Source organism: Pseudoalteromonas neustonica (genome assembly GCF_001653135.1).
In the GTDB taxonomy this organism is placed as follows: domain Bacteria; phylum Pseudomonadota; class Gammaproteobacteria; order Enterobacterales; family Alteromonadaceae; genus Pseudoalteromonas; species Pseudoalteromonas neustonica.
In genome coordinates this window covers 197,449-212,655 of record NZ_BDDS01000001.1, presented here as the reverse complement: position 1 = coordinate 212,655, position 15,207 = coordinate 197,449, and the positions used below count along the sequence as shown (strand labels likewise).

General features: G+C 40.3%; 11 protein-coding genes and 1 tRNA gene. 3 read left to right on the top strand and 9 right to left on the bottom strand.

The features are described from left to right. Positions 1–18: 18 nt before the first annotated feature. The gene (radA, locus tag A7967_RS00920) at positions 19–1,404 is read right to left on the bottom strand and encodes a DNA repair protein RadA (protein ID WP_054204205.1); all 1,386 of its coding nucleotides are present in this window, start codon (positions 1,402–1,404) and stop codon (positions 19–21) included. A 379-nt stretch (positions 1,405–1,783) separates the two neighbouring features. Between radA and A7967_RS00915 the strand changes: the two genes are divergently transcribed. Further along, positions 1,784–4,270 (top strand): PilZ domain-containing protein, encoded by a 2,487-nt coding sequence (locus tag A7967_RS00915; RefSeq protein WP_054204206.1) that lies wholly within the window; start codon positions 1,784–1,786, stop codon positions 4,268–4,270. On the opposite strand, the gene serB is transcribed toward A7967_RS00915, so the two are convergent. Then, positions 4,254–5,276 (bottom strand): phosphoserine phosphatase SerB, encoded by a 1,023-nt coding sequence (serB, locus tag A7967_RS00910; protein ID WP_054204207.1) that lies wholly within the window; start codon positions 5,274–5,276, stop codon positions 4,254–4,256. The two genes, A7967_RS00915 and serB, sit on opposite strands and share 17 nt — an antisense overlap. A 133-nt stretch (positions 5,277–5,409) precedes the next feature. Here serB and A7967_RS00905 point away from each other — a divergent pair, with 133 nt between their 5' ends. Then, positions 5,410–6,030 (top strand): AhpA/YtjB family protein, encoded by a 621-nt coding sequence (locus A7967_RS00905; RefSeq protein ID WP_054204208.1) that lies wholly within the window; start codon positions 5,410–5,412, stop codon positions 6,028–6,030. Here A7967_RS00905 and A7967_RS00900 read toward each other — a convergent pair. The 4 genes from A7967_RS00900 to prfC all read right to left on the bottom strand — a co-directional run bounded on the left by A7967_RS00900 (position 5,997) and on the right by prfC (position 11,238). Beyond that, on the bottom strand, positions 5,997–6,770 hold the full coding sequence (locus tag A7967_RS00900; RefSeq protein WP_054204209.1) for a TatD family hydrolase: 774 nt from the start codon (positions 6,768–6,770) through the stop codon (positions 5,997–5,999). The genes A7967_RS00905 and A7967_RS00900 overlap by 34 nt on opposite strands. A gap of 6 nt (positions 6,771–6,776) precedes the next feature. Next, entirely contained in the window at positions 6,777–7,415 is a 639-nt protein-coding gene (gene pdxH, locus A7967_RS00895; protein WP_054204210.1) for a pyridoxamine 5'-phosphate oxidase, read from the bottom strand. Positions 7,416–7,857: 442 nt separating this feature from the next. After that, positions 7,858–9,600, bottom strand: a complete 1,743-nt coding sequence (gene argS, locus A7967_RS00890; protein ID WP_054204211.1) for an arginine--tRNA ligase — start codon at positions 9,598–9,600, stop codon at positions 7,858–7,860. A 54-nt stretch (positions 9,601–9,654) separates the two neighbouring features. Further along, entirely contained in the window at positions 9,655–11,238 is a 1,584-nt protein-coding gene (gene prfC / locus A7967_RS00885; RefSeq protein ID WP_054204212.1) for a peptide chain release factor 3, read from the bottom strand. 262 nt (positions 11,239–11,500) lie between these two features. Between prfC and A7967_RS00880 the strand changes: the two genes are divergently transcribed. Further along, the gene (locus A7967_RS00880) at positions 11,501–14,179 is read left to right on the top strand and encodes an ATP-binding protein (RefSeq protein ID WP_054204213.1); all 2,679 of its coding nucleotides are present in this window, start codon (positions 11,501–11,503) and stop codon (positions 14,177–14,179) included. Here A7967_RS00880 and rimI read toward each other — a convergent pair. The 3 genes from rimI to A7967_RS00865 form a co-directional block, all read right to left on the bottom strand. Next, complete coding sequence (gene rimI / locus A7967_RS00875) at positions 14,165–14,626, bottom strand: ribosomal protein S18-alanine N-acetyltransferase (RefSeq protein WP_054204214.1); 462 nt, start codon at positions 14,624–14,626, stop codon at positions 14,165–14,167. The two genes, A7967_RS00880 and rimI, sit on opposite strands and share 15 nt — an antisense overlap. Then, positions 14,613–14,921 (bottom strand): hypothetical protein, encoded by a 309-nt coding sequence (locus tag A7967_RS00870; RefSeq protein WP_054204215.1) that lies wholly within the window; start codon positions 14,919–14,921, stop codon positions 14,613–14,615. The genes rimI and A7967_RS00870 overlap by 14 nt, the downstream gene beginning before the upstream one ends. Positions 14,922–14,986: 65 nt before the next feature. Then, positions 14,987–15,063 (bottom strand) — tRNA-Trp (locus A7967_RS00865). Between the last annotated feature and the right edge of the window lie 144 nt (positions 15,064–15,207).

Here is a 15,207-nt window from a genome sequence, read left to right as displayed (position 1 = left end):
TGTAACAAAAATACCCTCTTAATTTATTAAACTAAGTAATTCGTGCACTGTTTTTACTGGCGTTATTTTAGCGCCCAGCCCTTCCATTGATTTATGGTAATTGCGAAATGGAATAAATATTTCGGTAAAACCATGCTGGGCAGCTTCTTTAACGCGGGGCACGCCACTGTCTATTGGGCGTACATCACCATTTAAACTCAGCTCGCCCATTATGCAAGTGGTACGCGGCACAACAAACTCATTTAAGCTGCTGAGTAATGCTGTTACTAGCGCTAAATCAATACAGGTTTCTGTTTCATCGATGCGTAGGCCACCAACAATGTTAAAAAACGTATCGTGAAATATCTTTGTTTTAGTGTGCTTACGTAAAATACCGGTCAGCATTTTAATCCGATTCATATTCAAACCAACACATACTCGCTGTGGAAACTCGGCCTCTGTTTCAGTAGTTAAGCATTGTATTTCGAGTAACAGATTACGATTGCCTTTACGGATACAGGTGATCGTTGAACCAGGGGAGTCAGTGCTGGAACCTGATAAAAATATTTCACTAGGGTTATCAACGCTCAACATGCCGCGTTCGCACATTCTAAAAATACCCACGGTATCAATGTCGCCAAAACGGTTTTTATTCGCGCGCAAGGTGCGTATTTGACCATCGTTTGTGTCTATATGCAGTAATGCATCAACAATGTGAACTAGTGTTTGCGGGCCTGCAATTTCGTTATTTTTATTAACGTGGGCAATGATAAACATAGTAACGTCGTTTTGCTTGCAGTATTGCGTTAACGCTTGGGCGGCACTTTTTACTTGTGATGGAGAACCCGGGCTGCCATTTGCGTTATCGGTCACAACCGCTTGAATTGAGTCGATAACAGCAAACTTAATCTTATTTTTTTCAAGCTCTTCGATAATGGTTTCAACACTGGTTTCTGATAATAAGTACAGTTCATCAGGGTTGTAATCAAGCTTTAAGCGGTTAACACGATTTTTAAACTGTGACAGTGACTCTTCTGCGGTACAGTATAGCGAAGGCATGCGCTGTGACATGCGCGCAACTAAGTCAGATAATAATGTTGTTTTACCAGCCCCAGGGTCGCCAGAGATAATATTTACAGAACCGGTGGTAACACCACCCGATAACACACGATCAAGCTCGCCAATACCGGTAAGTTGTTTTTCGGCCTCTGTGGTTGTTATGTCATTAATTTTTTTAGAGCCACCACCAACACCACCAGCGTAACCACCCACAACTGCTCGTGTAGCTGCTTTTTTACTTTGCCCCGCAGAGGGTTTGAATTCAGCTAAGGTATTCCATGCCCCACAACGGCATTGCCCCTGCCAACGCTGGTAATTCATACCGCACTCGGTACAAACAAATTCTATTTTTGCCGCTTTTGCCATTTACAGTGCCTACTTTGCTAACTTTTTGCTCATTCTCCCTAAGCATATTGAGTAAACTCATTTATGATTAGGTGCTTATTTTACTATTTCGTTGCCTTAACATCGAACATTGCCCTTGCCAATAGCGCAATTCAGCGCCACAATCGGAGTATAATTAAAGCTATTTTGTTACTTTTGCTTTAGGGCACGCTTTTTGCTTTAGTATTTTGTTACTAAAGCAATTGGAAGTAACAGTCATTAATTTGGCAATCTCATAATAATAAAAACTTAAAGATGGATACTCGCTACACTTAAATTGTCGTAATAATGCATTAAGATAAACGTATTTATAACGCAATAGTATACCAACTTTTTAGAATAGACGGTGATGGTTTTATAAATGACTGATGACATACTATTTAAATATGAAAGTTTAGTTGATGAACTTAAATCATATTTAGGTAACTCCAAATTTGACTCGATCTTTAAATCGAAAACCGCGGGCTTAACCAAGCCTGAGCAATTTTTGATCAAGATGGAAATGTCTCGCCTTTCGCAACCAATCGCCCGGTTTATTGATTTACGAGGCCAAGTAACAGGCCAAGTAAAACCTTTTGAATATGAAGGTAAACAGCACTTTATGGATGAAACAGCCATAGAAGTGTTTGAAAAAGCAATTGAACGACATGGTGGTTATACGCTTGCTGTTTATGAAGCCGTAATGAATACTGATAATAACCATCGGGTGATGCAAAAAAAAGCGGCACAATTAGCCCAGCAGCCAGAGCATCAAGAAGAGCAGAACTTTGATTGTCAGGTTATCAAGTTTGCATCCTATGAGAGCCGCCGCGAAGAGCGGATGAATTACTCAATTAAAATCACTGTTGAGCTTGAAAAAAGCAATACGGTTGCGGCCACGACGTCTGATATATCGTTAAGCGGCGCCAAAATAAAACTCGCACCTCGCTACCATGTCAAACGAGGACAAATACTTGGCTTACGGCTAGTTGGTCTTGAGCAAGATTTTGAACTTGGTTTAAAAAATGGTATTCAATACGAAGTTGTTGCCGTTGAAAAAGTTTCTGCTGACTTTAACCATATTCGCCTAAAAAGAACATTTGTTGAAAATAATGAAAAGTTTGATGGATTCTTAGAAAGCTTTATCCATGGAAATAAACGCCGCTATAAAGTAAATTTAGATAACACTTTAGATGCTGTTGTATCTAAAGGTTATGAGCAATATTATATTCCCCGTGTTACTTCTTTATTTACTTTCTTCAGCCAGCATGATGATAAAATATACCCGAGTTTAGTGCTTACCACTGAAAATAATATTTTTATCCAGCGCTATTTCTGCGATGAGCGAAAACTATCTTGTTTATACACAATATTAAATCAACAACGGATAAACTTATTACTGAGTGACCCATCTCCAGTAAAAGAAGAATATTTATATACGTTTACCCATGTTGTTGGCGGTAAAGTTTATTATTATTCAGCAACCCGCTCAGAGCTTGCCACTGAACCTGAATTAAAACAGCTGTTCTTTGGTTTTGGCAGTCAAAAAGAAAGCTGGCAATGCTTTAAAGTACAGCTGATGCCCAGTCATCCCGATGATTCATTTATCCCTTTAAGTTTGCCAAATACCGCTGGCAAAGACATCGAAAAATTAAATAAGCCCCCCACTCCTCGCGTGCAAGGGATGGTGAAAGACGTTAAGTACTTAGTGATTTTAACGTCTGTAGGGACTAAAGCTGAGCAAACGCATTATCAAACTTTTAGTTATGACAAAAGCTTGGTAAATCAGTTAAAGCGCTTTGGTCATGGTAAGCATAAAGCGCCGCCAAAGCTCGAAACCGTTGATTTAGAATATGTAAATTTACGCGCACATAAGCGCTACCTTTATAAAACAGATATCTTGATCACTTTGCCTGATGAGCAAGTTTATACAGCGCATAGTCGCGATTTTTCGGTCATGGGACTACAGATTGAGTGCCAGCAACCCGTTAGCTTTAATAAAGGTGATGTTGTTGAATTAAGCATGCCTGAGCTGCAAAAGATCACTAAAAAATACCAACTTTCAGCATTGAAATATGAAGTTATGGCTGTAAGTAAGTCGCTTACTACAATTAATTTAAAAGCAACGCGGATAGCTGATTTACCGCATATGGGTGTAAAGTTTTTCACGCAGTTAATTGAAAATAATAAAGATAAGCTAAAAGTATCTGAAGAAGCGCCAAAAATTCCAGGTTTGTCTACAGCGCTTAGAAACATGGTCACTAAAAGTGTATGCCAATTCCCATTTTATTTGCATAAAGAAGCCGCGCACTTCAAAACAGGGGCAATTGGTCATGGGCTATACCCAAGCTCACTGCATACTATTTTACAAAATTACGGTTTGCTTAATGACACCACAACAATTGATCCCTTTTTATCAACAGAGCAAATTACCGATATTATTACTCCGTTAATTAAAGATCGTAGTCGCCAAGATCCCCCGCTACAATTTACGCTGTTTATTCGCTTTGATCCTAAAAAATCGACACTTCAAGAAGCCGTTAAAAGCCAGTGTGTTGCTGATGATAACTTTTCACCTTTGCACTTATTTTTAAAGAAAGGCTTAAAATCTGAATTAGTATTCGTTATGCGTTTATATATTTCTCGCACTGGCCGCCCTGATACAGATTACTTATCAAACGAGCTTAAATACGTGAGCCAATATGCGCTTCATAAAGCTAAAGATCTTGAGGAAGCGCTATGGTCAGTTGCAGGTGTTGGCGACATGGTAGATGTAACTGATGAAACGCTCAGCCACTTGGATTTTACAGCTGAGCTAATAGAGCAAATGAATAAGCGCAAACAAATTTGGCTTAAGCGTTTAACTTAAGCTCAGGGATCGTCAAAAGGTATAATATTTGTAATAGCGATCCTTGGCAAATTGCAGCTTGAGCTTGCTCAACCACCTTTGGCTTACCATGTACTGCTACACCTAAACCTGCCGCAGCCATCATGGTTAAGTCATTCGCGCCATCGCCAATGGCAACCGTTTGCTGTACAGGCAAATTTAATTGCTGTTGTAGTTTAGTCAACACCACCGCTTTTTGCTGTGCATCAACAATAGTTCCAAGTACTTTGCCGGTGAGCTGATTATCTTTAAACTCCAATACGTTGGCATGCACTTCATCCAAATCAAGTATGCTTTGTACTTGCTCTGCAAAAGGCACAAAACCACCAGAGGCAATTGCTAAATACCAGTTATGTTGTTTTAGCACTTTGCATAGCGCTTGAATGCCGGGCATTAAAGGTAAATTATTTTTAAGTTCATCAATTAAGCTTTGTTTAATACCTGTAAGTTTGGCAACGCGCTGATGTAAGCTTTCGCTAAAATCTAACTTTCCAGCCATTGCTTGCGCTGTTACCGCCGCAACATCATCGTACACATTTGCAAGGCGCGCTATTTCATCAATGCATTCAATAGTAATAGCAGTTGAATCCATATCCATAACCAATAAACCAGGCTGTATTAAGCTAGGTGGCTTGCTAACTTGTACTAGCTGAAAACCTAACGGATGAGCAAACTCATTTAATAACAACGGATTAATGGTCAATTGGCTTTTATCACTATAAAAGCACCATGCAGGCGTTAATTTTTGATCAGGCTGGTAACGACATACAGCACTAACAATAAAGCCATGTTGAGTTAAGAAAGCCGCAATACTAACGAGCTTTTGCCCATCAAAATTACCTGCAAAGGCGATACTGAATGTTCCCTGTGAATTAATCACTGCGCTGGTTTGTTCTACTAACGCACCCTGATCGCGATACCATTGTCCTAACGAAAACTGCATTGCCACTTGCTCAGATGTTAGGGTCGCAAAGCGCTCCAATGTCATGATGACTCCATAATGATACTAATGTCTCAACTGCGACTTAAGAGTAAATTCGCCATTGAGGGGGATTTAAGGTTATAGTTAGGCTTAGTTGTAACATCAAAAGCAAAAGCTGTCAGCAGCGCAAGCGGTGACTATGAAAAATAACCATCTTAAAAACCCTATTTCTGCATCTCAAAGGCAACGCTTAGTTCGTTTGAGTCTGGCTGCTGCATGTTTTTTACTGTTGAGCTGGGTTGCAATAAATAGTAGTTTTCAAAGCCATCAGTTACTTTATGACAGTGCCGACAGTACCGCTAAAAGCTTAACTCGCTTCATGGCGCTTAATGCAAAAACCCCATTACTTGAAAAAAATAAACCCGCACTAAACGCGCTTTGCAATAATATTAGTAAGGACGAATTTGTGCTTGCGGCAATGATTTATGATCACCAAGGAGTGCTTATTGCAAACAGCGCTAATTGGCAAACGCATCATTTATTAGGTAAATTACCAGATTCCACTCCCGGTATAAGTAAACTTAAAACCCCCTTTGTTGAACCAGTTATTAGCGATGATGACCGCCCCCTTGGCTTTGTATCCATTACGTATTTAACGCGATCATCGATAGCACAAAGCCACAGCCACTTTCATGACTTAGGCCGCCAAGTATTATTGATGCTGGTTATAACCTGTATTTTTACATGGCAACTAGGGCGCGGTTTAAAACGTTGGCAGGTTAATCGTTATATTCGAAAAAGTGCTGAGCACGAGTCATAAAGGCGTTGTTTTAGATCATTCCTATTTAGTGATGTGACTTGTTTTAACTGACAAAGCTGATCAAACACTAATGGTAATTGCAGTGGTGTATTGTGCTGCCCCTGAAAGCCCGCAAGCGGCATTGATGGTGCATCCGTTTCAAGTAATAAATGCTCTGGCGCTATTTGAGCAATAACGTGACGTGTTTTTTGCGCGCGCTCATACGTAATTACCCCGCCTACCCCAAGTTTAAAGCCCAATTTAATGTATGAATTTGCTTGTTGTAATGAGCCTGAAAAAGCATGAATAACACCACCGAATTTAGGCTTACAGCGCTTAAATGATTGCGCAATTAAATCATGACTTTGCCGATGATGTACAATCAGTGGGAGTTTCAGTTGATTAGCAAGTTCAATTTGATATTCAAATATTTGTGTTTGCTTTGCTATATTTTCGATACTACGATCGATCCCACATTCACCAATAGCGACTAACTGATCTTTATGCTTGTGAGCCAGTTTGTTAAGTTCATCTAAATGCTCATCACGGTGTTCAGCCATAAAATAAGGGTGCAAACCAATGGCAATGTATACGCTCGGGTATTGTTTAGCAAAAGAGGTGAGTGAATAAGATTGTGCCAAGCTAACACCCGGCACAATAAAATGATTAATTCCCAGTTCTAAACTTTGCCGAATGAGTTGTTCGCGCGTGGCGTCAAATTCAGCAAAATCTAAGTGGCAGTGGGAATCAATAAACGCCATAACTGGTTATGGGTTTAAACGCGTTACTTGCCAGCTGTTGTCAGCTTGGCGTTGATACATAAAGCGATCGTGCAAGCGATGCGCCCCGCCTTGCCAAAACTCTATTTTAGTTGGCACAACACAGTATCCGCCCCAAAAATCAGGTAAAGGGATCTGACCTTTCGCAAATTTATTTTTCATATTCGCAAAGGTTTCCATTAATACTTTTCGTGATGACACAGGCCGACTTTGTGCAGACGCCCATGCAGCAAGCTGACTCTCTTTAGGGCGTGATAAAAAGTACTTGGCAACCGCTGCGGTTGGCAATGGTTTAGCTTCACCGTATACAATCACTTGGCGTTCCATGGTGTGCCACGGGAAATGCAATGATATTTTGTTATTACCTTTTAGCTCTTGTGCTTTACGTGAGCCGGTATTGGTAAAAAATACAAAACCGTCATCATCAAGATGCTTTAACAATACAATGCGTTGCGATGGTTGCCCTGTTTCATCAACCGTCGCCACGACCATAGCTGTAGGATCTGATAAATTAGCCGTTACAGCATTATCGAGCCACTTTTCAAACTGTTTAAATGGACAATCAAGCAAGTTATCTTCGCTTAAACCATCTTGTAAGTATTCACGACGAATATCTTCGAGTTTCATATCAAATCCTTCTTTATCAGCTATCAGCTATCAGCTATCAGCTATCAGCTATCAGCTATCAGCTATCAGCTATCAGCTATCAGCTATCAGCTATCAGCTATCAGCTACAAAATTAAGCAATTGCAGCTCAGTGTCAAGCTACACCTAGCACCTAGCACCTAGCACCTAGCACCTAGCACCTAGCACCTAAAATTATCTGCAAGTGTAGGAGCGCTAGCAAGGCAATGAGTTTATTTATGCCAAGGAGCATACGTATTTTGTATGTGACTTAGCATTTTTGGGTTTCGTAACACTCAACCCAACCTACAAGCAGCAGAATCCACCTAAGTAATTTAGCCTAAAACAAGGCGGACATTCGATTGAGCCCTATGAGCATACGTGTTGTATGTAATTAGGGTCAATCGAGTGGACAACGCAGTATTAGGTTAAAATACGACGGTGGTTACATTTGCTCCATGACTTCGATACCTAACAGATCCAACCCTGTACGCAGTGTATCTGCCACTAAATTACACAACACTAAACGGCTGTCGCGTACACTTGGCTCTACACCTTCTTTAAGTACTGGGCAGGCTTCATAGAATGTCATGTATAGGCTAGCAAGTTCGTATAAGTAACTACACAATACGTGCGGTGTTGCCTCATTGATCATTTGATCAAGCACTTCTTCTAATTGTAGCAATTTAAGTGCTAGGGCTTTTTCTTGCTGCTCAACAATGGCTATTTCAGCATTTAGGTTTGCAGCATCTACACCTGATTTACGGAAAATGCTACGTACGCGAGTATAAGCGTATTGTAAGTAAGGTGCAGTTGCGCCTTCAAAGCTGAGCATGGTATCCCAGTTGAAAATATAATCACTGGTACGATTTTTAGATAAATCAGCGTATTTAACTGCGCCAATACCAACTTTACGGGCAATTTCACTGCGCTCAGCGTCGCTTAAATCTGATTCACGCTCAGCAAGTTTTGCTGTTGCACGAACAATTGATTCTTCAAGTAAATCGGCTAATTTTACTGTGCCACCAGTACGGGTTTTAAATGGTTTGCCATCTTCACCCATCATGGTGCCGAAAGGGCAAAATTCGTAGCTAGTCTCATCACGAAGTAAACCGGCTTTGCGTGCTGTAAGCTCTACTTGATTAAAGTGTAAGCTTTGGCGTGCATCAACAAAAATTAGGATACGTGCTGCACCCAACTTGTTTGAACGGTAATCACAAGCTGCTAAATCGGTGGTTGCGTATAAGAAACCGCCACCTGATTTTTGTACGATAAATACAGATGGCTCACCATCTTTATTTGCCAGCTCATCTAAAAAAACTACCTGTGCGCCTTGTGACTCAACCGCAATATTTTTATCTTTTAATAACGCAATAATGTTATTAAGCTCACTGTTATAAGCGCTTTCAGCCATTATATCGTCTGGCGTAAGCGTTACATTTAAGCGTTTATAAACTTCTTCAGAATGCTTTACAGATGTTGCGATAAACAGCTTCCACAGTTTTTCACAATGAGCGTCGCCGCCTTGTAGTTTTACTACGTAGTCACGGGCTTTATCAGCAAAACCTTCTTCGTCGTCAAAACGCTTTTTAGCATCGCGATAGAAAGTTTCTAAATCAGCTAACGCAACAGTATCAAGATCAACACCTTGGCTTATTTGATCTTCTAAATGCGCAATCAACATACCAAACTGCGTACCCCAATCGCCCATGTGATTTTGGCGAATAACAGTGTCACCACGAAACTCAAGCGCACGTACTACTGCATCACCAATGATCGTTGAACGTAAATGCCCTACGTGCATTTCTTTAGCTAAGTTAGGAGATGAGTAATCAACCACAACTTTTTGTGGCTGTGCATGCTCTGCAACAGCCAGTTTTTCATCTTGATTTGCCGCTTTTAAACTTTGCGCTAAAAACTCAGGCTTTAAGTGAATATTAATAAAACCAGGACCCGCGATCTCCGTTTTTTCTGCAATATCACTTACATCTAAATGATCTATTATTTTTTGTGCAAGCTCGCGCGGGTTGCTTTTCATTTTTTTAGCTGCGCCCATTGCACCATTGATTTGGTAATCACCAAATTGTGGGCGGGTGCTTTGTGTGACTGCAGGGTTGGTATCTGCAGGTAAGCCTGCCCCCGTCATTGCCGCGATGGCTTTTTCAATCAATAGCGTACGAATGTTCATGTAATTTATTACCTTTACCAGCCCGCTATTGCAGGCTTTAAATTGAATTTTTGTTTAGTTTTCACGCGTGTGGTTAAACGTCACTTCTGGGTAGCGTTCAGTCGATAAGTTAAGATTTACACGACTTGGGGCAATGTAAGTTAAATTATCGCCACCATCTAGCGCTAGGTTGCTTTCACATTTACGCTTAAAGTCTTCAAACTTTTTAACATCATCACAACTCACCCAACGAGCCGTATTTACATTAACACTTTCGTAAATAGCATCAACGTTGTATTCGGCTTTTAAACGCGCTACTACTACATCAAACTGCAATATACCTACAGCACCAACAATTAAATCGTTATTAATGAGAGGTCTAAATACTTGTACTGCACCTTCTTCAGATAGCTGCACTAAGCCTTTTAATAATTGCTTTTGCTTTAATGGATCGCGCAGACGAATACGACGGAATAACTCTGGTGCAAAGTTTGGTATACCAGTAAATTTAAGTTTTTCACCTTGTGTGAAAGTATCACCAATTTGAATCGTACCGTGGTTATGTAGGCCAATGATGTCACCAGCGTAGGCGTCAGCTGCACGCTCACGGTCACCTGCCATAAAAGTTACGGCATCTGAAATGCTTACCTGCTTACCTATACGCACATGATTCATTTTCATGCCTTGGCTGTATTTACCCGATACAATACGCATGAATGCAATACGGTCGCGGTGTTTTGGATCCATGTTTGCTTGAATTTTAAATACAAAACCTGTGAAGTTTTCTTCACTTGCAACAACTGTGCGGTCTTCCGTTTCGCGCGGCAATGGCGTTGGTGCCCATTCAGTCAGACCTGTCAAAACATGATCAACACCAAAGTTACCAAGTGCTGTACCAAAATACACAGGTGATAATTCACCGGCTAAGAAAAGATCTAAATCAAACTCATTTGATGCACCAATCACAAGCTCAAGTTCATCGCGCAATTGCGCAGCTAACTCTTCACCAATTGCATCATCAAGTTCGGGGTTATCTAGCCCTTTAATACTGCGCACTTCTTGAATCATATGACCTTGCCCTGTTTTATATAACAAGGTTTCGCCACGATGAATATGATAAACACCTTTAAACTCTTTACCGCAGCCAATCGGCCATGTAATAGGTGCGCACGCAATATTTAGCTCTGTTTCAACTTCATCAAGTAACTCCATAGGATCACGGATGTCGCGGTCACATTTATTCATAAAGGTAACAATTGGCGTGGTACGAAGACGTGTTACTTCCATTAATTTACGAGTTCGGGCTTCAACACCTTTAGCTGCATCGATAACCATTAAACATGAATCCACAGCCGTTAAGGTACGATAAGTATCTTCAGAGAAGTCTTCGTGCCCTGGGGTATCAAGTAAATTAACAAGTGCTTTATTAAACGGAAATTGCATTACAGAAGTGGTTACAGAGATACCACGCTCTTTTTCCATCTCCATCCAGTCAGATTTAGCATGTTGATTTGAACCGCGACCCTTTACCGTACCGGCTTTTTGAATTGCTTGTCCGAACAACAACACTTTTTCAGTGATGGTCGTTTTACCCGCATCTGGATGCGAGATGATTGCGAACGTACGTCGCGTATTGATTTCGTTTAATAAATTAGACATGTAAGCCGCTTTAAGTCAGAACAAGGCGCAACTAAAAACAAACCTAAGCAAAGGTCTTTTTTGCGCACTGTAAATATAAAATAGAATTACCCGCATTATACCTTGTTTACCTTAGCCAAAAAAGCAACGATTGTAAGTAATTAGCTGATAACTTTGTTTCAAATTGCACCAAGCACGTAGGTGCAGTCAACGCGCTAAACTTGTGTAATTTTACACTAGCGCATACTATTGATGGATTACATGGAGGATATTTTGTTTGGGCATGAAAACCAGTAAGCTAAGCATACGATTATTATGGTATATCACGCCGTTGGTGATCTTACCGTTACTGTTTTTAGGGGGCTTTACGCTCACTAACGTCACTAGTTCAACACAAAAACAAGCTGAACTTATCGTGAGCCGTTTTGTAGAACAACAACAGCAAAAAATGTTCAACTACATTGACTCCTTTCATTCCACCACAAAATTACTGTCAACCTCCCCTGTTTTAAGCGACTTTCTCGCTGACGACCTTCGCTATAATGGTAATTACACACGTCGTTTGGGCGCATTAATGGACGTATTTGCCAGTTATTCTGAAGCGTACCCAGACATTATTAGTGTAAATTTAGTTTCCCCAAATGGTAAAAGTGACGCGTATTACTCTAGCAGTTTAAATATAGCTCCTGACAGCTACCCTTTTTTCGATCAAGTATTACAAAGTAATTTAGGCCAACAACAGTTTATGGTGCAAAAAAAAGATGGCACCACCAGCTTGTATTTCATCCAACGTATTTTTAGTGCTGATTATTACTTAAAGCGTCCTCAGCAATTAGGTTTTATTATTGTTCATGTTGAGCCGTCAATTTTAAATACCAGTATTTTAGAAGCCCCCTATAACAACACACTTAATTTATTATTAACTAACGACGGTAAAATTTTATTTAGTTCAGATTATGACAAACGGGGTAATTACATCAGTGAGTATGAGTTAAAACAAATTCATGAATTAGCTGATTTAGGTAAACTCTCCACCATAGAGCTCTCCAGTATCGATAAGGTTGAACGAATGATTTATGCCGTGCAAATGAGTGGCGGTTATTATTACGTATCGACTATCCCAAAAGCACTGCTTTATCAGTCGGGTAGAGCCATTAGCCTGATCACAGCTTTAATTGTAATTATTTCGGTGGTTACGCTACCACTGCTTATTTTTATTGTAGTGCGTAACTTATTACTCAATCCCATTGAGCAACTAGGTGCGGCGAGCCATCGCGTTGGCGATGGTGATTTATCAGTTTACTTACCAGCACACAACAATGATGAAGTTGGTGTTTTATTTAATGATTTTAATCATATGATCAACCAAATCCGTCATTATCAAGATGAATTAAAAGAATACAAGCACCACCTTGAAGATAAAGTTGAGAGCCGTACTAAAGCGCTTGAAACAATGAATAGCCAGCTTGAAGGGGCTATTGCACAAGCGGAACAAGCCAACCAATTAAAGAGCCGTTTTTTAGCGAATATGAGTCATGAAATTCGCACACCACTAACTGCGATTATGGGTTTTACAGAGCAACTGCTACATACAAAAAAAGCAGTTAATGATGAATTGCATTTAAGCACGATTTTACGTAACTCAAAGCACTTACTTGAGCTAATTAATAATATTTTAGATTTATCAAAAATTGAAGCTGAAAAACTAGCCGTTGAACGTGAGCCGCTGTCTGTTGTTGAATTAGTCCATGATATAGATTCGATTATTCGCCCGTTAGCGCAAGAGAAACAGCTCACTTTTGAAATAAATTACACATTACCTTTACCGCAAACAATCTATAGCGATGCGACTCGCTTAAAGCAAATTCTGATTAATATTGCCAGTAATGCCGTAAAATTTACTGAGCAAGGGCAAATAACCCTCGATATTAAATACCTCGAAGATAAACAATTTATTGAATTTGCAATTGAAGATACCGGCATTGGCATGTCAGAGCATGAAGTTGAACGAGTCTTTAAACCATTTGAACAAGCCGATGCAACGACTACGCGGCGTTTTGGCGGTACTGGTCTCGGGTTATGTATTTCCAAAAATTTAGCACAATTACTTGGCGGTGATGTTCATTTAGAAAGTGAACCGGGTAAAGGCAGTCGATTTTGCATTCAAATAGCCTGCCACCTTGATGAAAATGCAGAGCATGCCCATGCAATGCTAACAGCAATAGAGCAACTAACCCCCACTAAAGACCAGCAGCTTTCCTTTGCAGCTAATAGCTTTGATGCCAATATCCTTGTTGCTGAAGATAACCCTGATAACCAAGTGCTAATTAAGTTATTACTACAAACATGGGGGCTTGAGCCTGATATCGCAAAAAATGGAGCTGAAGCTGTCGAAATGGCGTTAGTGAATGACTATCAGCTCATTATTATGGACATGCAAATGCCTGTGATGGGTGGTTTAGAAGCCACACAAATGCTACGTCACGCCGCTTACGATGGTCCTATTATTGCGCTTACTGCGAATGTAATGAAGCATGATGTTGACACCTACCTCAAAGCAGGTTGCGATGAAGCACTAGCAAAACCTATCGACAAAGATGCGCTTGAAAGCGTACTCGTTAGTTATTTACACATAGAAAAAGACAGTCAAAGCAAATGGGATAGCTTGCTCAACAGCGATAAGTTTCAACAGATAAATGAAAACTATCGCTCTAAACTACCTGATTACCTAGTTGAAGTGACGGATTTATATAATTCAGGTGAATGGGATCAACTCAGGGCACTAGCACACAACTTAAAAGGCAGTGCTGGGTGCTTTGGGTTTAGTAATATTCATCATGGTGCTGCGACTCTTGAGGATAACTTGCGAGGGCGCGATCATAGTCGTCGTGACTATTTGGCATTGAGTTTAATTGAAGCAATTAAATATACGATACAACAAGCTAAATCACCCAAAGAGTAAAGTGAGCCCCATTAGTATTGCATCTTCATGACCATTTTTTGCTGGGTCATCACTTGGGTAGTAATTTTTACGTACTGACATCTCACTAAAGCCTGCCCGTTCATACAAGTTAATTGCACGGGTGTTGGTTTCGCGTACTTCTAAGAATAAGTTTTCAGCGTTGTGCTTTTCGCCATATTCAATAAATGCTGTAAGTAACTGCTTTGCTATGCCTTTCCCCTGAAAATCAGGTGCTACGCAAATATCCATTAAGGTAAAGTCAGGTCCTGCTTTCTCACCAATGTAAAAACCAATCATTTGCTGTTCACTAAACGCGGCTAAATTAAAGTAGCGCCCAGCTAAACATGATTTCATTGTGTTAACAGTCCACGGATGGCTGTGACATGCACTCTCAACACGCATTAGCGCGTCAATAGATGATTCAGTAACAGATTCAAAGGTTATCAAGGTGTATGCTCATCAGCGCCCATAGCGCGCGTTTATTATCAGCACTAAGCTGTTGATTTGGTAAACTCAGCTGGCCTTCATGCCATGCTAGCGTATCACTTTGCACTACGTGCTTAATTTGCTCTGGTGCAATAGCACGATTTAGATCTGCTAACAGCTTTTGATTTAACTCTAGAGTTACCTGTGGTGCCGTCATTGTTTGATCAGGAAATTGCTCAACAATAGACTGTGGACGAAAATGTTGATTTAGTTCAAGGTTTTCTATACCAAAAATAGCTGCGTATCGTGGATGCATAACAACTCAGTAGATTTAAAAACAAGAACAATATAAGAAGTAATAAAAACGATGTAAAGAAGAAATGGCAGGGGCGGAGAGACTCGAACTCCCAACCATCGGTTTTGGAGACCGCTGTTCTACCAATTGGAACTACGCCCCTGCAATGCGACGAATTATAGAGAAGTTTCGCTAAAGGTAAAGAAAAAAATTACACTTTTAGTTCAACTGCTTTTTAAATAAACAAAACGGCGAATTAGCATGCTAATTCGCCGTTTTACAATCAATTATCAAACTAGTTTGCTAC